16 protein-coding genes are annotated in these 21,598 nt (G+C 64.1%); 9 read left to right on the top strand and 7 right to left on the bottom strand.

From position 1 onward, the window contains the following. Positions 1-14 precede the first annotated feature (14 nt). From CAF78_RS06315 to putP, 6 genes are all read right to left on the bottom strand, one after another. Positions 15-1,418 (bottom strand): PIG-L deacetylase family protein, encoded by a 1,404-nt coding sequence (locus CAF78_RS06315; RefSeq protein WP_085676730.1) that lies wholly within the window; start codon positions 1,416-1,418, stop codon positions 15-17. Further along, a complete protein-coding gene (locus tag CAF78_RS06320; protein WP_085676729.1) occupies positions 1,415-2,311 on the bottom strand; it encodes an antimicrobial resistance protein Mig-14 in 897 nt (298 codons plus the stop codon). The genes CAF78_RS06315 and CAF78_RS06320 overlap by 4 nt, the downstream gene beginning before the upstream one ends. Beyond that, a complete protein-coding gene (locus tag CAF78_RS06325; protein ID WP_085676728.1) occupies positions 2,311-3,441 on the bottom strand; it encodes a glycosyltransferase in 1,131 nt (376 codons plus the stop codon). The genes CAF78_RS06320 and CAF78_RS06325 overlap by 1 nt, the downstream gene beginning before the upstream one ends. After that, entirely contained in the window at positions 3,425-5,182 is a 1,758-nt protein-coding gene (locus CAF78_RS06330) for a carbamoyltransferase (RefSeq protein WP_085676727.1), read from the bottom strand. Before CAF78_RS06330 ends, CAF78_RS06325 begins: the two co-directional genes overlap by 17 nt. Positions 5,183-5,400: 218 nt before the next feature. Further along, the gene (locus tag CAF78_RS06335) at positions 5,401-6,237 is read right to left on the bottom strand and encodes a 23S rRNA (adenine(2030)-N(6))-methyltransferase RlmJ (RefSeq protein ID WP_085676726.1); all 837 of its coding nucleotides are present in this window, start codon (positions 6,235-6,237) and stop codon (positions 5,401-5,403) included. Positions 6,238-6,343: 106 nt separating this feature from the next. Then, positions 6,344-7,822 (bottom strand): sodium/proline symporter PutP, encoded by a 1,479-nt coding sequence (putP, locus tag CAF78_RS06340; protein ID WP_085676725.1) that lies wholly within the window; start codon positions 7,820-7,822, stop codon positions 6,344-6,346. Positions 7,823-7,851: 29 nt separating this feature from the next. Here putP and CAF78_RS27745 point away from each other — a divergent pair, with 29 nt between their 5' ends. The 4 genes from CAF78_RS27745 to CAF78_RS06350 all read left to right on the top strand — a co-directional run bounded on the left by CAF78_RS27745 (position 7,852) and on the right by CAF78_RS06350 (position 13,125). Then, positions 7,852-8,166, top strand: coding sequence for a hypothetical protein (locus CAF78_RS27745; protein WP_143515023.1), 315 nt, complete (start codon positions 7,852-7,854; stop codon positions 8,164-8,166). A gap of 13 nt (positions 8,167-8,179) precedes the next feature. Continuing rightward, on the top strand, positions 8,180-12,133 hold the full coding sequence (putA, locus tag CAF78_RS06345) for a trifunctional transcriptional regulator/proline dehydrogenase/L-glutamate gamma-semialdehyde dehydrogenase (protein ID WP_085676724.1): 3,954 nt from the start codon (positions 8,180-8,182) through the stop codon (positions 12,131-12,133). A gap of 215 nt (positions 12,134-12,348) precedes the next feature. Beyond that, positions 12,349-12,522 carry a hypothetical protein gene (locus CAF78_RS28540; RefSeq protein ID WP_177408502.1) on the top strand — a complete coding sequence of 58 codons (174 nt, stop codon included), beginning with the start codon at positions 12,349-12,351 and terminating at the stop codon, positions 12,520-12,522. Further along, positions 12,523-13,125: a hypothetical protein gene (locus CAF78_RS06350; RefSeq protein WP_085676723.1), complete on the top strand. Its 603-nt coding sequence runs from the start codon at positions 12,523-12,525 to the stop codon at positions 13,123-13,125. It abuts the gene before it with no gap. A gap of 91 nt (positions 13,126-13,216) precedes the next feature. Here the strand turns inward: CAF78_RS06350 and CAF78_RS06355 are convergent, their stop codons facing one another. After that, positions 13,217-13,780, bottom strand: coding sequence for a hypothetical protein (locus CAF78_RS06355; RefSeq protein ID WP_085676722.1), 564 nt, complete (start codon positions 13,778-13,780; stop codon positions 13,217-13,219). Positions 13,781-14,018: 238 nt separating this feature from the next. Between CAF78_RS06355 and CAF78_RS06360 the strand changes: the two genes are divergently transcribed. The 5 genes from CAF78_RS06360 to dbpA all read left to right on the top strand — a co-directional run bounded on the left by CAF78_RS06360 (position 14,019) and on the right by dbpA (position 21,598). Then, positions 14,019-15,821, top strand: coding sequence for an acyl-CoA dehydrogenase (locus tag CAF78_RS06360; protein ID WP_085676721.1), 1,803 nt, complete (start codon positions 14,019-14,021; stop codon positions 15,819-15,821). A gap of 31 nt (positions 15,822-15,852) precedes the next feature. After that, a complete protein-coding gene (locus tag CAF78_RS06365) occupies positions 15,853-17,295 on the top strand; it encodes a TldD/PmbA family protein (RefSeq protein WP_085676720.1) in 1,443 nt (480 codons plus the stop codon). After that, entirely contained in the window at positions 17,295-18,614 is a 1,320-nt protein-coding gene (locus tag CAF78_RS06370; RefSeq protein WP_085676719.1) for a TldD/PmbA family protein, read from the top strand. Before CAF78_RS06365 ends, CAF78_RS06370 begins: the two co-directional genes overlap by 1 nt. A 109-nt stretch (positions 18,615-18,723) precedes the next feature. After that, positions 18,724-20,151, top strand: a complete 1,428-nt coding sequence (gene mdtD / locus CAF78_RS06375) for a multidrug transporter subunit MdtD (RefSeq protein ID WP_085676718.1) — start codon at positions 18,724-18,726, stop codon at positions 20,149-20,151. 112 nt (positions 20,152-20,263) lie between these two features. Next, positions 20,264-21,598 carry an ATP-dependent RNA helicase DbpA gene (gene dbpA / locus CAF78_RS06380; protein ID WP_256573880.1) on the top strand — a complete coding sequence of 445 codons (1,335 nt, stop codon included), beginning with the start codon at positions 20,264-20,266 and terminating at the stop codon, positions 21,596-21,598.

Raw genomic sequence — 21,598 nt, forward strand, 5'->3', positions numbered from 1 at the left:
CATCGCGGTCGGGTTTACAGCTCACGCCGCCAGAACAATTCGTGCCGGCGCACGGCCTTGCGGAAGAACTCGTTCTCCCCGTAAGGCGACGCGCTGCGCCCCGCCAGCCAGCGCTGCAGCAACCGGCGCAGGCGGCGCTTGAACGGTGCCGGGGGCTGCAGGTCGTGCATCATGCCCAGGGCCATGGCCTTGTCACGCTGGGTAGCGACATCCAGCAGCAGGGTGCATGGCGCCCAGGCCTGTTCGGCGCTCAACTGCGGAGGCAAGGCCACGCCATCGCCGCTGTCGCCCATGGGCCAGCGGTCGTTGTCATGCAGGTGGTTGGCGTAGCACAGCAGTGTCTGCGGCTGCCAGGGCAAGCCCTGCAGGGCCTCCATGACGGCCGCCTGGGCGCAGATATGGTCGGGGTGCGGATCAAGCTGCGGGTGCGGCATGACCAGCACTTCAGGCCTGGCCATTTCCAGCAGGGCCCGCAAGTCGGCCAGCAGGTTTTGCCAGGTTGGCGCACCATCGCGGTCCGCCGGCAGCGTAAACGGGTTGAACTGGCGGAACGGGCGGATATCGGCCATGTCCGCTTCGCGGGACGCAGCAGGCTGATCAGGGACGGCCTGCATGATGGGCAGCTGCAGGCAGAAATACCCCAACTGCAAGCAGCGTGACTCGGGAACGCCGGCCCAGCGCGGTACGGCGATGCTGTCCCAGGCGCGCAGGCGGCCCTTCAGGCGGGCAGCCTCCGACTTGCCCAGGCCCATCTGCTGATAGTGCTCGGCCTCGATCTCACCCGCAGTCAGGGTCACCACCCAAGTCTCGTCTGCCTGACTGTACAAACCATAAGCCGCCAGCTCGGCATCGTCGGCATGCGGCGCTATCACCATCACGCGGCGGCGCTGAAGATCGACGCTGGGCGTTACCCACAGGCGTGGCTCACCCTGCAGTCGACAATGGCGCCCGCGCAGGCGCAGCGTGCCCGCCTGCAGAGGTGACGCCAGCCCGGTGAGGTTGAGGAAGCGCAGCCCATCGACGCCACGCTCGAAGGTTTGCCGGTCGCCGAGTTCGGCGCCGTGCAGCTCGACCCGCGGGTCCAGGAAGCGCCCCAGCCAGCCACTTTTCACCCGGACCTCAAGCACCAAGGTTTCATCGCCCTGCAACGCCGCGCCCACCTTGAGCAGCCCGTCGCGCAGCACGACCGGCGCCTCGTGGGTCAGTTCGCCAAAACGATAGGCGTAATCCTCGCCAGGCGCATAGAACAGGTGATCGGCGAACCACGCCTCGTGAGCGGCCCAGAGCAGCGGCAGCAGCAACAGCGGCAGCCACCACCAGCTGAAGACACCCAGCGCCACCAGCACCACCAGGCTGGCCAGCAAGCCCAGGCGCTTGTTGCGCCGATGGCGTTTGAGCAGCTGCTGTTTGCGGCTCACGACTGGAATACCGGCACAGGGTTGCACCAACGGTCCTTGTACTCACGGTCGGCACGCCCGAACGAGAAGCGCAGGGGCTTGTTGCGCGCCCGGGCATCTTCCCAGGCTGCCTGGGTATTGAGGAAGCTCAGCACGCTACCGGGGCTGAAGGCCTTGGTCTCCGGGTCGACGCCGCCATTGATGTATTCGACGCTGATCCATTCGGGCGCTTCGACGCGATACACCAGCTGGATGGCGATTGGCTTATCGTCGAGCATCAGCACCGAACCGATCAGCAGCTCGCGCAGGCGCTCCAGCACATCGGCCATGCGCTCGGCACCGGTGGCCGGGAAGCCCCAGCGGCGCTGGAACAGGTCGCAGTACATGGCGGCGATCTGCTGCGCGCTGAAGTCGCTGATCGGGCGCACCACGCCGCCCGCCTCTTCCAGCAGGCGCAATTCGCGGCGCTGGTTGTAGCGGAACTTCTTCGACAGGTCTTCATGGGCGCGGGCCATGGCCAGCTGCTCCTTCTGCACCTTGAGACCGCTGAAGCGGCCTTGGTTCAGCTCGGACAAGTAGCGTGCAGCGTGGCGCAACGGCGCGCCAGCATCAGCCGCCGCCGGCAGGATGATCTCGGCATTGCCAAGGTCGAACAGGGCTTTCTTGCCGGCACGCTTGAGCACGTCCTTGGCCAACGCCAGGTGGCGCCCCCAGGTCGCAATAGCGGCTTTCAGCTCGCCCGCCTGATAACAGCCCAGGTAACGCACCGGAATCTGGGCCAGATCGGCCAGTTGCTCGACCACCAACGGGTGCGTCGCGACGCTGCCACCGAAACGCGCCCACGCCTGGGCATAGGTCGGTGCATCGATGGCCTGCCAACCGCGTTCGCGAAAGGCTTGGATATGATTGAGCATCAAGCCTTCCCCACCAGCGCACGAACCTGTGGCAACTGCCAGAACGCCTCGCGCACGGCCTGGTCGGAGAAACGCTCGTGCAGGCGCCGCAGCATGTGCGCGGCGCAGGCATCGCGCTGCTGTTGATCCAGCGCAGCCATGTGCTTGAGGCCCTGCGCCAGTTGCCCGCCATCGGCCAACGGGAACAGCACGCCAACACCTTCGACCACCTCACGCGCACCGCCGCAGGCCGTGGCCAGCACCGGCACGCCGGCGACCATGGCTTCGAGCAGGACCATGCCGAACGGCTCATGGTCGGAGCTCAGGGCAAACACGTCGAAGGCCTGGAAATAGCGACGGGCATCCGGCACCTGGCCGAGGAAGTCCACCTGCGCGGCAATGCCCAACTCGGCAGCCTGCGCCTTGAGCTTGGCCTCCAGGCGGCCCTTGCCGAGGATTGCCAGGCGTGCGCCGGCCGGCAGGCCTGGCAGCGCTTCGGCAAAGCCGCGCAGCAAGGTTGCCTGGTCCTTGTCAGGGTGCAGGCGGCCGACATTGCCGACCACCCATGCCTGGGCGTCCAGGCCCAACGCTTCGCGGGCCTCGGCACGAGATACCAGGGCAGCTTGCAGGGCGTCGATATCGATACGGTTGTACAGGGTCTGGATTCGCTCGGCCGGCCACTGCGGCAGGCAACGGCGCATGTCGTCACGCACCGCATCCGACACACCCAGCAAGCTCAGGCGCTTGCTGAACAGGTTGGCGAACAGACGCCGCCCCTTGCGCTCATAGTCGCCGAACGCATGGTGCACACCGATCACCGGCAAGCCGGTGCCCAGCAGCGCGACGTAGATCGGCTTGAAACGGTGAGCGATGCAGAAGCTGAAGTTGCGCTCCGCCGCGATGCGCCGCAGGGCCCGAATCGCGCCGAGCTTCAGGCCCCGCACGGCCTTGGAGCTGAATTCGAGAAACAGCACCTCGTCCGACGCACAGCCAGCCGCAACCTGCGGGTCGGCGGCGCCGGTGAGGAACACGGTAGTGACCTTGTAGCCGCTGCCCTGGAACAGGCTGGCGTACTGACGGGCACAATCGAGGAACGGCCCGTCATAGCCATGGCAGAACTGCAGGATCCGCGCTTCAGAGCGGCTGGTCATAGGCGGCTGCGCCGTCCTTCACGACCAGGATGTCTTCCATGATCAGGTACTGCAGGTCCGAACCGAAGAACATGTTCAGCGCATCGGTCGGCGAGCAGATCATCGGCTCGCCACGGCGGTTCAACGAGGTGTTCAGCGACACGCCGTTGCCGGTCAGGTCTTCCAGCGCCTTCATCATGTCGTAGTAGCGCGGGTTGTATTCGCGCTTGAGCACCTGGGCACGCGAAGTACCGTCCTCGTGGACCACCTCCGGCACACGGGTCTTCCACTCTTCAGCCACTTCGAAGGTGAAGGTCATGAACGGCGCCGGGTGATCGACCTTGATCATCTGCGGGGCGACGGTATCGAGCATCGACGGGCAGAAAGGTCTCCAGCGTTCGCGGAACTTGATCTGCTCGTTGATGCGGTTGGCCACGCCCGGCACGCTTGGGCAGCCGATGATCGAACGCCCGCCCAGGGCACGCGGGCCGAATTCCATGCGGCCCTGGAACCAGGCCACCGGGTTGCCTTCGACCATGATCTTGGCGATACGCTGCGGCATGTCGTCGAGCTTGCGCCACTTCGGCGCGTTCGGGTGACGGGCGCAGGCGGCGATAACATCTTCGTTGGTGTACGAAGGGCCGAGGTAGACGTGCTCCATCTTCTCGACCGGCACGCCACGGGCGTGGGAAACATAGGCTGCAGCACCGACGGCGGTACCGGCGTCACCGGAAGCCGGCTGGACGAACAGTTCCTTGACGTCTGAGCGGGCGATGATCTTCTGGTTGAGCTTGACGTTCAGCGCGCAGCCGCCGGCGAAGGCCAGCTTGCCGGTTTCACGCAGGGTGTCGCCCAGGTAGTGGTCGATCATCTGCAGGGCGATCTTCTCGAACAGCGCCTGCATGCTGGCCGCGTAGTGGATGTACGGCTCGTCGGCGATGTCGCCTTCGCGCTTGGGACCCAGCCATTCGATCAGCTTCGGCGAGAAGTAGAAGCCCTTGCCCTTCTCTTTATGGCGGCGCAGGCCGATGACGTTGGCGTACTCGGTGTTGATCACCAGTTCGCCATTCTCGAAGCTGGCCAGGCGCGAGAAGTCATACTTGCTGGCGTCGCCGTACGGCGCCATGCCCATGACCTTGAACTCGCCGTCGAGCATCTCGAAACCGAGGAATTCTGTGATCGCGCCGTACAGGCCACCCAGCGAGTCCGGATCGAAGAATTCCTTGATCTTGTGGATCTTGCCGTTTTCGCCGTAGCCGAAGAAGGTGGTGGCGTACTCGCCCTTGCCGTCGATGCCGAGGATCGCGGTCTTTTCCTTGAAGCCCGAGCAGTGGTAGGCGCTGGACGCGTGGGCCAGGTGGTGCTCGACCGGCTCGATCTTGATCTTCTTCGGGTCGAAGCCCAGCTGCTCCAGGCACCAGACGATCTTCTTGCGGTAGCGCTTGTAGCGACGGTTACCCATCAGGATCGCGTCGAGGGCGCGGTCCGGGGCGTACCAGTAACGCTTGGCATAGTGCCAGCGGGCCTTGCCGAACAGGCTGATCGGGGCGAACGGGATGGCTACCACGTCAACGTCGGACGGCTTGATGCCGGCTTGCTCCAGGCAGAACTTCGCCGACTCGTAGGGCATGCGGTTCTTCGCATGCTTGTCACGCACGAAGCGCTCTTCTTCGGCGGCGGCAACCAGTTTGCCGTCGATGTACAGGGCCGCGGAAGGGTCATGGCTAAGGGCGCCGGACAGGCCAAGAATCGTCAATGCCAAGGGATTAGCCTCTTCATTCGGTAGAGATGCGCCAGCGGCCTCATGGGCGGGTGGCGGCTAAAGGGCGAGATTATAACGCAAAGATCAGGGCTGACACTGCATTACCTGTAGGAGCGGCTTTAGCCGCGAACACCGGCTTTGCCGGTGCCATCCAGCGCGTCGCCTGCTTCGCGGCTAAAGCCGCTCCCACAGGGACCGCGGCGCGCGTGCAAGCCTGATTACTCAGCGATCAGCCAGTCCATGCGGAAGCTGCCGGCCGTCTGCGCCAGCTCCTTGGCCAGCCACGGCAGCAGTTCGCGCAGTTCTTCTTCCAGCCCCCACGGCGGGTTGGCGATGGCCAGGCCCGAGCCGTTGAGGCCTTGCGGACTGTCCTGATGGTGCACATACAGCTCGACCCGCAGCAGCTTTGGCGCGCCAGTGCTGGTCAGGTCCTGGTAGAAGCGGGTCAGCGAGCGCTGGTCCTTGATCGGGTACCAGATGGCCGCGACGGTCTGGCGCATGCGGCCGATTGCCTCTTTCATCGAGGTGGTGCAGCGTTTGAGCTCGTCAGCCTGCTCGAACGGCGGATCGATCAGCATGATCGCGCGCTTTTCCTGCACGGGCAGCAAGGCCCGTGGCACGTGCCAGCCTTCGCCCAGGTGCACGACCACGCGCGGGTCCTTCTTCATGTTCTCTTTGAGCAGCGGCCCGTCTTCCGGATGCTTTTCGTTGAGCAACGCACGGTCCTGCTGACGCATCAGGCGACGTGCCAGCTCGGGCGAACCCGGGTAGTAGCGCAGTTCACCATCGGCATTCAGGCGCTTGATGATGCGCAGGTAGTCCGCAGCCATGGCCGGCAGGTCATCGCGGTTCCACAGGCGAGCGACACCCTCCAGGTATTCGCCGGTGCGGGTCGCCTGGTCGCCTTGCAGGTCGTACAGGCCGAGGCCGGCGTGGGTGTCGATGTAGGCGAACGGCTGCTCCTTGCGCGACATCAGGGCGATGAGGCGGGTCAGCACGATATGTTTGAGGACGTCGGCGTGGTTGCCGGCGTGGAAGGCGTGACGATAGTTCATGGCAACTCCTGCGGGGGTGGCAAGTTTACCTTGCCTTGCAGGCGGAGTCAGGCCTGACTGCTGATCGGCGGCGCCCGCGAGGCAGGCGCCACCGATTCAACGGGGATTACTTGTCAGCGTGATACGCCGCGTCAGCGGTTTCGAAGCGCTGCACCATCGCCTGCGACGGGCTGCCCAGCTTGCTCACCACGATGATGGCAATGCTGGCGAACAGGAAGCCAGGGATGATTTCGTACAGGCCGAGCGTGTCGAAGTTCTTCCACAGGATCACGGTCAGCGCACCCACCACGATGCCGGCCAGGGCGCCGTTACGGGTCATGCCTTTCCACAGCACCGAGATCAGCACCACCGGGCCAAAGGCCGCACCGAAACCAGCCCAGGCGTAGGCGACAAGACCCAGCACGCGGTTTTCCGGGTTGGCCGCCATGGCAATGGCGATCAGGGCCACGGCCAGCACCATCAGGCGACCGACCCACACCAGCTCGCCCTGCGAAGCGTTCTTGCGCAGGAAGGCCTTGTAGAAATCCTCGGTCAGGGCGCTGGAGCAGACCAGCAGCTGGCAGCTCAGGGTACTCATCACCGCCGCCAGGATGGCCGACAGCAGCACACCGGCGATCCACGGGTTGAACAGGATCTTGGCCAGCTCGATGAACACACGCTCATGGTTCTCGGTGACCGGGCCCGCCAGATCGGGGTGCGCCGAGAAGTAGGCGATACCAAAGAAGCCCACGGCGCAGGTACCGGCCAGGCACAGGATCATCCAGATCATGGAGATGCGACGGGCGTTGGCGATCGATTTCACCGAGTCGGCGGCCATGAAGCGCGCCAGGATGTGCGGCTGGCCGAAGTAACCCAGGCCCCAGCCCATCAGCGAGATGATGCCGACGAAGGTTGCGCCCTTGAGCATGTCGAAGTTGGCCGGGTTCTGCGCCTCGATGGCCAGGAAGGTGGTATCGAAACCACCGGTGGAGATCAGCACGATCACCGGAGTGAGGATCAACGCGAAGATCATCAGCGAAGCCTGCACGGTATCGGTCCAGCTCACCGCCAGGAAGCCACCGACGAAGGTGTAGGCGATGGTCGCTGCGGCACCGGCCCACAGGGCGGTCTCGTACGGCATGCCGAAGGTGCTTTCGAACAGGCGGGCACCGGCGACGATGCCGGAGGCGCAATAGATGGTGAAGAACACCAGGATGACGATCGCCGAGATGATCCGCAGCAAGCCGCTGGTGTCTTCGAAGCGGCTGGAGAAGTAGTCCGGCAAGGTCAGTGCATCGCCGTTGTGCTCGGTCTGCACGCGCAGACGGCCGGCAACGAACAGCCAGTTCAAGTAGGCACCGACGGTCAGGCCGATGGCGATCCAGGCTTCGGAAAGGCCGGAGAAGTAGATGGCGCCCGGCAGGCCCATCAGCAGCCAGCCACTCATGTCGGAAGCACCGGCGGAGAGCGCGGTGACCACGCTGCCCAGGCTGCGACCGCCGAGGATGTAGTCGGAAAGGTTGTTGGTGGAGCGATAGGCTGCGAAACCGATCAGCACCATTGCCGCGATGTAGATCACGAAGGTGATCGTTAGTGGATTGCCCATGCGTGTGCCCTGGCGTTTGTTTTTATCTCATGCGCAACCTGCTTGAAGACGGTTGCACCCAGGCGGCGAATGCTATGCAACAACGCAAAGTCGGTGCAACCATTTTTCATTTGCAAGTTGCACCCGGCCGTGCCCTTTCAGAAAAATCCCGTTTCTTGCTTCTTTTTGGAGCAAAAACCGGGTTTTTCATAAGAAAAGGCACTGTAATGGTTTCTTTTTTTGCTGTAGGAAATATCGCCAGACGAGTTGCACCTTTTCCTCGAAAAAAACGGGTTGCACCTGGTTGCACCCGAAATCGCCTACCGCTAATCTTGGCGCAGCTTAAGCCACAACCGTGGCAATAATGAGGATAAGAAATTGGCGACGACCACCCTTGGGGTCAAACTTGACGACCCGACCCGTGAGCGACTCAAAGCAGCTGCGCAGTCCATCGACCGCACGCCGCACTGGTTGATCAAACAAGCGATCTTCAATTACCTGGAGAAGCTCGAGGGTGGCGCCACCCTGACCGAACTCAACGGTCACGCCAACAACCTGGCCGATGACGCTGGCGAGGTCCAGCCAGACCACGCCCACCAGTGCTTCCTCGAATTCGCCGAGAGCATCCTGCCGCAGTCGGTCCTGCGTTCGGCGATCACCGCCGCCTACCGCCGCCCCGAGCAGGAAGTGGTGCCGATGCTGCTGGAGCAGGCGCGCCTGAGTGCCCCGCTGGCCGAAGCCACCAACAAGCTGGCCGCCGGCATCGCCGAAAAACTGCGTAACCAGAAGAGTGCTGGCGGCCGTGCCGGCATTGTCCAGGGCCTGCTGCAGGAGTTTTCCCTGTCGTCCCAGGAAGGCGTTGCCCTGATGTGCCTGGCCGAAGCCTTGCTGCGCATCCCTGACAAAGGTACCCGCGACGCCCTGATCCGCGACAAGATCAGCAACGGCAACTGGCAGCCGCACCTGGGCAACAGCCCGTCGCTGTTCGTCAACGCCGCCACCTGGGGCCTGCTGCTGACTGGCAAGCTGGTCTCCACCCATAATGAAGCCGGCCTCACCTCCTCGCTGACCCGCATCATCGGCAAGAGTGGCGAACCGATGATCCGCAAGGGCGTCGACATGGCCATGCGCCTGATGGGCGAGCAGTTCGTCACCGGCGAAACCATCGCCGAAGCCCTGGCCAATGCCAGCCGCTTCGAAGCCAAGGGCTTCCGTTACTCCTACGACATGCTTGGCGAAGCCGCACTGACCGAGCATGACGCACAGAAGTATCTGGCGTCCTACGAGCAGGCCATTCACTCGATCGGCAAAGCCTCCCATGGCCGCGGCATCTATGAAGGCCCGGGCATCTCGATCAAGCTGTCGGCGCTGCACCCACGCTACAGCCGTGCCCAGTACGAGCGCGTGATGGAAGAGCTGTACCCACGCCTGCTGTCGCTGACCCTGCTGGCCAAGCAATATGACATCGGCCTGAACATCGACGCCGAAGAGGCCGACCGCCTGGAGCTGTCCCTCGACCTGCTCGAGCGCCTGTGCTTCGAGCCGGCCCTGGCGGGCTGGAACGGTATCGGCTTCGTTATCCAGGCCTACCAGAAGCGCTGCCCGTACGTGATCGACTACGTCATCGACCTGGCCAAGCGCAGCCGCCACCGCCTGATGATCCGCCTGGTGAAGGGTGCCTACTGGGACAGCGAGATCAAGCGCGCCCAGGTCGAAGGCCTGGAAGGCTACCCGGTCTACACCCGCAAGGTGTACACCGACGTGTCCTACGTTGCCTGTGCCCGCAAGCTGCTGGCCGTGCCGGAAGCCATCTACCCGCAGTTCGCCACCCACAACGCCCACACCCTGTCGGCCATCTACCACATCGCCGGCCAGAACTACTACCCGGGCCAGTACGAATTCCAGTGCCTGCACGGCATGGGTGAACCGCTGTACGAACAGGTTGTAGGCAAGGTCGCCGACGGCAAGCTGAACCGTCCGTGCCGCGTGTACGCCCCGGTCGGCACCCACGAAACCCTGCTGGCCTACCTGGTCCGCCGCCTGCTGGAGAACGGCGCCAACACCTCGTTCGTCAACCGCATCGCCGACCACTCGATTTCCATTCAGGAACTGGTCGCCGACCCGGTCGCCAGCATCGAGCGCATGGGCACCCAGGAAGGCAGCATCGGCCTGCCGCACCCACGCATCCCGCTGCCACGCGAGCTGTATGGCAGCGACCGCGCCAACTCGGCCGGTATCGACATGGCCAACGAACACCGCCTGGCGTCGCTGTCCTGCGCCATGCTGGCCACTGCCAACAACGACTGGAAAGCCGCCCCGCTGCTGGCCTGCGCCGCCAGCGAAGCTGCAGCTGTGCCGGTATTGAACCCGGCGGACCACCGCGACGTGGTCGGCCACGTGCAGGAAGCCACCGTCGCTGACGTCGACAATGCCATCCAGTGCGCGCTGAACGCCGCGCCGATCTGGCAGGCCACCCCGCCAGCCGAGCGCGCCGCGATCCTGGAGCGCACCGCCGACCTGATGGAAGCCGAAATCCAGCCGCTGATGGGCCTGCTCATCCGCGAAGCCGGCAAGACCTTCGCCAACGCCATCGCCGAAGTGCGCGAAGCCGTGGACTTCCTGCGCTATTACGCAGTGCAGGCACGCCACGACTTCAGCAACGACGCTCACCGCCCGCTGGGCCCGGTGGTGTGCATCAGCCCGTGGAACTTCCCGCTGGCGATCTTCACCGGCCAGGTGGCCGCAGCCCTGGCTGCCGGCAACCCGGTGCTTGCCAAGCCAGCCGAACAGACCCCGCTGATCGCCGCCCAAGCCGTGCGCCTGCTGCTGGAGGCCGGCATTCCGGAAGGCGTGCTGCAACTGCTGCCAGGTCGCGGTGAAACCGTCGGTGCCGGCCTGGTCGGTGACGAGCGCGTCAAAGGCGTGATGTTCACCGGCTCCACCGAAGTGGCCCGACTGCTGCAGCGCAACGTCGCCGGGCGCCTGGACAACCAGGGCCGGCCGATCCCGCTGATCGCCGAAACCGGCGGCCAGAATGCGATGATCGTCGACTCCTCGGCGCTGACCGAGCAGGTGGTCATCGATGTGGTCTCCTCCGCCTTCGACAGCGCCGGCCAGCGTTGCTCGGCCCTGCGCGTGCTGTGCCTGCAGGAAGACTCCGCCGACCGCGTGATCGAAATGCTCAAGGGCGCCATGGCCGAAAGCCGCCTGGGCTGCCCGGACCGCCTGGCCGTGGACATCGGCCCGGTGATCGACGCCGAGGCCAAGGCCGGTATCGAGAAGCACATCCAGGGGATGCGCGAAAAAGGCCGCACTGTCTATCAAGTGGCAATCGCCGATACCGCCGAGATCAAGCGTGGCACCTTCGTCATGCCAACCCTGATCGAGCTGGACAGCTTCGATGAACTGAAGCGTGAAATCTTCGGCCCGGTGCTGCACGTGGTGCGTTACAACCGCCGCAACCTCGATCAGCTGATCGAGCAGATCAACGCTTCCGGCTACGGCCTGACCCTCGGCGTGCACACCCGCATCGACGAGACCATCGCCAAGGTGGTGGAAACCGCCAACGCCGGCAACATGTACGTCAACCGCAACATCGTTGGCGCTGTGGTGGGCGTGCAGCCGTTCGGTGGTGAAGGCCTGTCCGGCACCGGCCCGAAAGCCGGTGGCCCGCTGTACCTGTACCGCCTGCTGTCGACCCGCCCGGCCGACGCGATCGGCCGCCACTTCCAGCAGCAGGATGGCGCAGGCCAGCCGGACCGTGCCCTGCACGACCAGCTGATCAAGCCGCTGCACACCCTCAAGGCCTGGGCCGAGAGCAACCAGCAGACCGAACTGGCCGCGCTGTGCGACCAGTTCGCGAGCCAGTCGCAGAGCGGCATCGCCCGCCTGCTGCCCGGCCCGACCGGTGAGCGCAACACCTACACCATCCTGCCGCGTGAGCACGTGCTGTGCCTTGCCGACAACGAGGCCGACCTGCTGGCTCAGTTCGCTGCCGTGCTGGCGGTCGGTAGCTCGGCGGTGTGGGCTGATGCAGAGCCGGGCAAGGCCTTGCGCGCTCGCCTGCCGAAGGAGCTGCAGGCCAAGGTCAAGCTGGTGGCGGACTGGAACAAGGACGAAGTGGCGTTCGACGCCGTGATCCATCACGGCGACTCTGACCAGCTGCGCAGCGTTTGCCAGCAGGTGGCCAAGCGCGCTGGCGCGATCGTCGGTGTGCACGGGCTGTCCAGCGGCGACCACCAGATTGCACTGGAGCGCCTGGTGATCGAGCGGGCGGTGAGTGTGAACACTGCGGCGGCGGGCGGTAACGCCAGCCTGATGACCATTGGCTGACGCCAAGGGTTGTTGATGAAAAGGAGAGCTTCGGCTCTCCTTTTTAATGGGCGCATGCTTTGGAGCAGTTGAGCGCAACTTTCGGAAATGGACTACAAGATGCGGTAAAGATCTGAGATTTTCCAGGATTCCAGGGACCGTTACACTGACAAACTCGACGAGCGCATCTTGAGGTTTACCATGATCGCCACCCGTACGCCCCCTTGGAGGTCGGAATGACTACAAAAGCCGCCAACAAGCCCAAAGCTGATAACCCGTACATAGAATCTGCTCAGCGCATTCGACAGTTGGCACAGATACTTGCCGACAATCCAGCTGAGGCTAAAGCGTTCCGTGCCATGACGGGTGTGTTCACTGCTAAAGGCAAGCTCAGAGCCCGTTACCGATAAATGTATCAACAGTCCCCTTCAATCGTTTTCGGGTTTCATGGCTGTGATCGTGAAGTCGATGAAGCCATACTGGCGGGTGAGCAGATATCACCCAGCAAAAATGATTATGACTGGCTCGGTGACGGCGCTTATCTTTGGGAAAACAGCCCAGAGCGTGCGTTGAGCTACGCCCACCTCATCAGGAAGTACAAGCGTGGGAAAGGATCAATAAAAGAACCCTACGTCGTTGGTGCAATCATCGACCTCGGGCTGTGCCTCAACCTGACAGAGGAAGGTGCTCTGACAGAGCTTGGAGAAGCCTATCACCTGTTAGCTGCCAACACTGATGTTCTGCCCAAGAACAAGCCCGGCTTCTCAGGCGATCCTGACAACTTGAAAAGATTCCTCGACTGCGCTGTTTTCCAGTACCTCCACTCAGCCCGAGAGATTACAGGCCAAGAGCCCTACGAGTCGATTCGCTCGCCGTTTCTGGAGGGAGCCGAAATCTATCCGGGCACTTCGTTCAGGCAAGAAACCCACATTCAGATTTGCGTCCGCAACCTTGGTTGCATCAAAGGATACTTCCGCCCGTTGAATGCTGACGGCACTCCTTTTCAGCGCTGAAAAGGCTGCCTCAAGACCATGGCACTGGAGATTGCATGCCCAAGACGTACAGCCTGAATCTCCACTGCCATCGCCGCAGTAAAACTTCGCCTCACATCAGGGATGAAAGCTCGATCAGGGCAAATAGCTGCGCCACTCTGATCGCGGTACATATCAAAATCCAGACCCAGTTGCTCGCAGTAAAATGACCATTGCTCTCTCCCGCCACTTCACCGGCGGCAAGATTAATGCCTTTTTGCACGGACATCATCCACGCCACCCAAACCAGCTGAAAGATGAACCCCACCACATAAGAGGGCCACAGCTGATCTACAAGAACGACACTGACAACGAGACCCAGCAAACAGATGCCGTAGTAACCCAACGTCAGACTGAGGATGCTCCAGGCACAGGATTTACCTGAGAGGCGAATGTGTTCATCTACTCGCCTCAGCAACGGATAAATGAAGAATATTCCGAAAAAAGATCGCCAGAAAGGGCTTACATTTTCGCCCGTCCTGCCCCTATGCAGCCTCCAACTTTGATAAAAGCAATACAACCAGTAAAAGCCCACGGTGAAGAATGTCATCACGCCAAGTTTCATGGGCGACACTACGAAAAAGGGCATTTCGAGATCCTGGGCTTTACCTGCACTGCTATCAAGTACGTCAACCATCAGAAGCGCTTCCTTGTGAACACCAAACGCGCATTCAAAACCAGTCAGTACTGGAGCCGCAGTAGTCCAGATACCATGCAAATTGTAGGAATCATCTCGACGGTTAAGCGGTGCCAGCCGAGCACCTCATGCCCCCCACAATCTTCACCTTCTAAACCCATATCACCCAAACCTATTAACCTCCCCCCACCTCTCCCAACCCCCTAGACTCGCAGCATCCCGCCTCAGGACCGCCCCCATGCCCGAGACCCTGCTCAGCCCCCGCAACCTCGCCTTCGAACTCTACGAAGTCCTCGACGCCGAAGCCCTGACCCAGCGCCCGCGCTTCGCCGATCACAGCCGCGAAACCTTCGACGCGGCCCTGACCACCGCCCGCACCATCGCCGAAAAGTACTTCGCCCCGCACAACCGCAAAGCCGACGAAAACGAGCCGCGCTATGTGGACGGCCGCGCCGAACTGATCCCGGAGGTAAAGCCCGCCGTCGATGCCTTCCTCGAAGCCGGCTTCCTCAACGCCAACCGCGATTTCGAAGTCGGCGGCATGCAGTTGCCCAGCCTGGTCTCGCAGGCCTGCTTCGCCCACTTCCAGGCGGCCAACGCTGGCACCACGGCCTACCCGTTCCTGACCATGGGCGCCGCCAACCTCATCGAAAGCTTCGGCACCGACGAACAGAAGCGCCTGTACCTGCAGCCGATGATCGAAGGCCGCTACTTCGGCACCATGGCGCTGACCGAGCCCCACGCAGGTTCGTCGCTGGCCGATATCCGCACCCGCGCCGAACCCGCGGGCGATGGCACCTACCGGCTCAGGGGCAACAAGATTTTCATCTCCGGCGGCGACCACGAACTGTCGGAGAACATCGTGCACATGGTGCTGGCCAAGCTGCCGGACGCACCGCCCGGCGTCAAAGGCATTTCGCTGTTCATCGTGCCGAAGTACCTGGTCAACGAGGACGGCAGCCGCGGCCCGCGCAACGACGTGCTGCTGGCCGGGCTGTTCCACAAGATGGGCTGGCGCGGCACCACCTCCACCGCGCTCAACTTTGGCGACAACGGCCAGTGCGTCGGCTACCTCGTCGGCCAGCCACACCAAGGCCTGGCGTGCATGTTCCAGATGATGAACGAGGCACGCATCGGCGTCGGCATGGGCGCGGTGATGCTCGGTTACGCGGGCTACCTCTACTCCCTGGAATACGCTCGCCAGCGGCCCCAGGGTCGGCTGCCAGACAACAAGGATCCGCAAAGCCCCGCTGTGCCAATCATCGAACACACCGACGTGAAGCGCATGCTGCTGGCGCAGAAGGCTTATGTGGAAGGCGCCTTCGATCTGGGCTTGTATGCCGCACGGCTATTCGACGACACGCACACCGCCAGCGACGAAAGCGCCCGTAAACAGGCCCAGGAACTGCTCGATTTGCTGACTCCGATCGTCAAGTCCTGGCCCTCGACCTTCTGCCTCAAGGCCAACGAAATGGCCATCCAGATTCTCGGTGGCCACGGCTATACCCGCGAGTACCCGGTGGAGCAGTACTACCGCGACAACCGCCTGAACCCGATCCATGAAGGCACCGAGGGCATCCAGTCGCTCGACCTGCTGGGCCGCAAGCTGGCGCAGAACAACGGTGCAGGCCTCAAGCAACTGATCCGCCTGATCGCCGCCACGGCCGAACGCGCCAGCCATCACCCAGGCCTGGACACCCTGCGCCAGCCGCTGGAGCAGTTGGTCAACCGCCTGCAGTCGGTGACCCTGGCACTGCTCGGCGACCTGGCCGAGGGCAAAGTCGCCGGTGCCTTGGCCAACTCGGCCCTGTACCTCAAGGCCTTCGGCCACTGCGTGATTGGCTGGCGCTGGCTGGAACAGGCGATCCACGCCGAACGCGGCCTGCTCGAGGGCGCCCCCGCCGACCGCGACTTCTATCTCGGCAAGCTGCAGGCCGCACGTTATTTTCTGACCTGGGAAATCCCTGCCTGCCATAATGAGCTGGCATTGCTCGAGGCACGCGACGACACGTGCCTGGCCATGCAGGACGGGTGGTTCTAGGGGGAGCCACCGTGAAAACGGAGGCTTCCAGATGTTCGATTCCAGCGCCCTGCTGCGCCAGCGCTTCGCCGCGCTGCGCAGTACGGCCGAGTTGTTTTCCCTGCGCCATGTGAAGCAGTCGCACCAGGCGCTTTCGGTTCGCCGCAATGTGGCCGAACCGCCTATCTTCAGCCACGACGAGGGCGCCATGCTGACGGTGCGGGTCAATGGCGTGGAGGCCTATGCGGCCACCGCCGACCTGTCACAGGCCGGCCTGCAACGGGCCCTGGAACAGGCCGAGGCATTGGCTCGGCAGATCGCCCGGCACAGCCTGCTCGACCTGCGCGGGCAGCCTGTGACCAGCGCGCGTCACGACCACATCTCGCCCAACTTCGACCAGCCGGTACCGAGCCTGGCCGACTGCCTGGGCCTGCTCGCCGGCGAATCGGCCAGCGTACCCAAGGACAGCCGCCTGGTGGACTGGCAGGCCAGCCTGGGCTTGAGCCTGGTGGAGCAGACCTACCTGAACTCGGCTGGCGCCGAACTGCGCCACGCCCAGCGCTTCCTGTTCCCGGGCCTGAGCGTCACCGCCAGCGACGGCCAGGACAGCCAGAGCCGCAGCCTGGGCCGCGACAACTTCGGCCAGCAAGGCGGCTTCGAGATCGTCGAACGCTGTGGCCTGGTCGGCGCAGCCCGCCGGGTCGCCGATGACGCATTACAGCTGCTGCTGGCACCCAACACCCCAAGCGGCGCACGCGACCTGCTGCTGATGCCCGACCAGATGATGCTGCAGATCCACGAATCCATCGGCCACCCGCTGGAACTGGACCGCATCCTCGGTGACGAACGCAACTACGCGGGCACCAGCTTCGTCAAAGCCAGCGACTTCGGCCACCTGCAGTACGGCTCCAGCCTGCTCAACGTGACCTTCGACCCGACCATCGGCGAAGAGCTGGCCAGCTACAGCTTCGATGACGACGGTACGGCCGCCAGCAAGCAGTTCCTGATCCGCGATGGCCTGCTGGTGCGCCCGCTGGGCGGGGCCCTGTCACAGTTCCGTTCGGGCCTGGATGGCGTGGCCAACAGCCGTGCCTGCGGCTGGAACCGCGCGCCGATCGACCGCATGGCCAACCTCAATATCGAACCGGGCGACCAGTCCCTCGACCAGCTGATACAGGGCATCGAGCACGGCATCCTGATGCGCACCAACCGCTCCTGGTCCATCGACGATGCGCGCAACAAGTTCCAGTTCGGCTGCGAATGGGGCCAGTTGATCGAAAACGGCGAGCTCAAGGGCGTCGTCAAGAACCCCAACTACCGCGGCATCTCCGCGCAGTTCTGGCGCAACCTCGCGGCGGTCGGTGACCGCAGCACCTTCCAGGTCCTGGGCACGCCCAACTGCGGCAAGGGCGAACCCAACCAGGTGGTGCGAGTCGGGCATGCCGCGCCCGCCTGCGTGTTCCGCCAGATCGACGTATTCGGAGGAGACGCCTGATGAAACACGTTTTCGAAGCCTTGATCGCGGGTGTCCTCCAGACGTTGCAAGCCGACGAGCAATTTACCCTCGGCTACAGCGCCGAACAGTCACAATTCGTCCGTTTCAACCACGCCAAGGTGCGCCAGGCCGGCGAAGTGAGCCAGGCCAGTGCGCAACTGCGGTTGATCCGCGATGGCCGCCAGGCGGAACAGCAGGTGACCTTGAGTGGCGATGCGCAACTCGACCAGCAACGCCTGATCACAGCCTTGGAACAGTTGCGCCAGACCGTGCCGCTGCTGGCCATCGACCCGTACCTGCGCCTGGACGAAAGCGCATGGCACAGCCACAGCCAGCACGAGCAGCCGTTGCCCGAACTGAGCGAAGTGCTGGCCCTGCTCGAACGCGAGGCCGGCGACCTGGATCTGGTCGGCATCTACGCCGCCGGCCCGATCTGCCGGGGTTTCGCCAGCTCGTTCGGAGCCATTGGCTGGCACCAGGCCAACAGCTTCAACTTCGACTGGAGCCTGTTCCACGAAAACGCCGAGGCGGTGAAGGCCAACTATGCCGGCCAGCACTGGAGCGCCGACGACTTCACTGCCCGCTTGCGCCTGGCACGGGAACAGCTGGGTTTCCTCGGCCGCCCGGCAGTGACCCTCAAACCCGGCAGCTACCGCGCTTACCTGGCCCCTGCGGCCATGGACGAAATCGCCGGCATGCTCTGCTGGGGTGGTTTCTCCGCACAGGCCCTGGCCACCGGCAACAGTGCCCTGCAGCGCCTGTACAACGGCGATGCGCAACTGCACCCGATGGTGAGTTTCAGCGAACAGGTCAGCGGCTCGCTGAGCCCGGCATTCTCCGACGAGGGCTCACCGCGCCTGGATGTACCGTTGATTCAGCAGGGTAAAGCGCTGCAACAGCTGGTCAGCGCCCGCAGCGCAGCGGAGTTCGCGTTGCTGGCCAATGGCGCCGACAGCTACGAGTCGCCGTGTGCGCTGAGCCTGGCGCCAGGCAGCCTGCCCAGCGAGCAGATCCTTGAGCGGCTCGATACCGGGCTGTACATCAGCAACCTGTGGTACCTCAACTACTCTGACCTGCCAGCGGCCCGCATGACCGGGCTGACCCGCTTTGCCACGTTCTGGGTGGAGCACGGCGAGATCCAGGGGCCGGTGAGCACCATGCGCTTCGATGACAGCCTGTACAGCCTGCTTGGCAGCCAGCTGGAGGAATTGACCCGCGAGCGCGAGATGATCCTCTCGACCAGTACCTATGGACAGCGCAGTACCGGGTCGAGTCATCTGCCGGGGGCGCTGGTCAAAGGGCTGACCCTGACATTGTGATTGGCCTTGCCGGCCTCTTCGCGGGCACGCCCGCTCCCACAGATGTGATGCCGTACCTGTGGGAGCGGGCATGCCCGCGAAAGGGCCGGCACTGACGGAAGAGGAAGCCATGCCCGAACGCACCCCGCTGGACCCCACCACCGCCCGCTGGCTGCCCTGGGTGGTGGCCATCGCCTTCTTCATGCAGTCCCTGGACGGCACCATCCTCAACACCGCCCTGCCGGCCATGGCCCGCTCGCTGGCCGAAGACCCGCTGCGCATGCAGGGCGTGATCATCGCCTACATGCTTACCGTGGCCCTGCTGATTCCCGCCTCCGGCTGGATCGCCGACCGCTTCGGCACCAAGCGCATCTTCTTCAGCGCCATCCTGCTGTTCAGCTTCGGCTCGCTGCTGTGCGCCGCGGCCAACAGCCTCGGCTTCCTGATCTTCGCCCGCATCGTGCAGGGCCTGGGCGGTGCGCTGATGCTGCCGGTCGGGCGCCTGGTGGTGTTGCGCGCCTACCCACGCACCGAGCTGGTGCGGATCATGAGTTTCATCACCATCCCCGGCCTGCTCGGCCCGCTGCTGGGCCCGACCCTGGGCGGCTGGCTGGTGGAAATCCTCAGCTGGCACTGGATCTTCCTGCTCAACCTGCCAGTCGGTGCGCTGGGCTGCTATGCGGTGTGGAAGTTCATCCCCGACCTGCGCGGGGTCGAGCGCACCCGCTTCGACGGCCCCGGTTTCATCCTGTTCGGCGCGGCCATGGTGCTGATCACCATCGCCATGGAAGGCCTGGGCGAGCTGCACCTGCCGCACCTGCGGGTGATGTTGCTGCTGTTCGCCGGCATGGCCTGCCTGGCCGCCTACTGGCTGCGCGCCGGGCGCGACCCGGAGCCACTGTTCTCGCCCAGCCTGTTCCGCGTGCGCACCTTCGCCATCGGCATCCTCGGCAACCTGTTCTCGCGCCTGGGCAGTGGCGCCCTGCCGTTCCTGGTGCCGCTGCTGCTGCAGGTGGCGCTGGGCTATTCACCGGCCGAGGCCGGCATGAGCATGATTCCGCTGGCCGCCTCGGCGATGCTCGCCAAGTCGGTCGCCCGGTCACTGATCGAGCGCCTGGGCTACCGCATCGTGCTGACCGGCAACACCTTGCTGCTGGGCATCCTGCTGGCCAGCCTGGGCCTGGTCGACGAACAGACGCCATACGCCGTGCTGCTGGTGCAGCTGGCCTTGCTTGGCGCGGTCAACTCGATGCAGTTCACGGCGATGAACACGGTGACCCTGATCGACCTCGACGATGCCAGCGCCAGCAGCGGCAACAGCCTGCTGTCGGTGGTCGCGCAACTGTCGCTGAGCCTTGGCGTGGCCTGCGCCGGTGCCTTGCTCGGCGGTTTCACTGCGGCAGGCAGTGCCGAGGGTGTGGAGACCACCTTGGGGGCGTTCCAGCTAACCTTCGTCACCATCGGGGTGATGGCCATGCTGGCGGCGGCGATCTTCCTGCAATTGTCGCCGACGGACGGAAGGCGTGCCCGTCGTCCGGAACAACACATGGAGTCGTAGGGCGAATGGCCACGAGGCTGGTAGACTGTGCGGCATTTTTCGCTTCGCAACGCAGGCCCGCCTCGTGACCACCGAATCCACCGACTTTGCCACCTTGCCGCTGTCCACCGCCATGCTGGCCAACCTGGACGCCCTCGGCTACGCCTCGATGACGCCGATCCAGGCCCAGAGCCTGCCGGTCATCCTGCGCGGCCAGGACCTGATCGCCCAGGCCAAGACCGGCAGCGGCAAGACCGCCGCCTTCGGCATCGGCCTGCTCAACCCGATCAACCCGCGCTACTTCGGCTGCCAGGCGCTGGTGCTGTGCCCCACCCGCGAGCTCGCCGACCAGGTGGCCAAGGAGCTGCGCCGCCTGGCCCGCGCCGAGGACAACATCAAGATCCTCACCCTCTGCGGCGGCGTGTCGCTGGGCCCACAGATCGCCTCGCTGGAACACGGCGCGCACATCATCGTCGGCACCCCGGGGCGCATCCAGCAGCACCTGGACAAAGGCACCCTGGTGCTCGACGGCCTGAACACGCTGGTACTGGACGAAGCCGACCGCATGCTCGACATGGGCTTCTTCGACGCCATCGCCAGCATCATCGGCAAGACCCCGTCGCGTCGCCAGACCCTGCTGTTCTCGGCCACCTACCCGGCCGGCATCGAACAGCTGGCCGCCGACTTCATGCGCAAGCCGCAACAGGTCAAGGTCGAAAGCCTGCACGCCGACAACCAGATCGAGCAGCGCTTCATCGAGATCGATCCGCAGCAACGTCTGGAAGCGGTCACCCGCGTGCTTGGCCACTATCGCCCGCAATCGTGCGTGGCGTTCTGCTTCACCAAGCAGCAGTGCGAGGACGTGGTTGCCCACCTGACCGCCAAAGGTATCGTCGCCCAGGCCCTGCATGGCGACCTGGAGCAGCGTGACCGTGACCAGGTGCTGACCATGTTCGCCAACCGCAGCAGCTCGGTACTGGTGGCCACCGACGTGGCGGCCCGTGGCCTGGATATCGACGGCCTGGACATGGTCATCAACGTCGAACTGGCGCGCGATGCCGAGATCCATGTGCACCGCGTGGGCCGTACCGGCCGTGCCGGTGAGAAAGGGGTGGCGGTCAGCCTGGTGGCGCCAGCCGAAGGCCATCGCGCCCAGGCCATCGAGGACCTGCAGAAGCGCCCGCTGCGCTGGGACCAGCTGGACAGCCTTAAGAACAAGGGCGAGCCATTGCTGCCGCTGATGAGCACGCTGTGCATCGCCGCCGGGCGCAAGGACAAGCTGCGCCCGGGCGACATCCTGGGTGCGCTGACCGGCGATGCCGGGATCCCGGGCAAGCAGGTCGGCAAGATCGCCATCTTCGATTTCCAGGCCTTCGTTGCCGTGGAGCGGCCGCTGGCCAAGCAGGCCATGCAGCGCTTGAACAGCGGCAAGATCAAGGGCCGGTCCCTGAAAGTCCGTATCGTCTGA

Source organism: Pseudomonas sp. R28(2017), from assembly GCF_002112505.1.
Lineage (GTDB): Bacteria > Pseudomonadota > Gammaproteobacteria > Pseudomonadales > Pseudomonadaceae > Aquipseudomonas.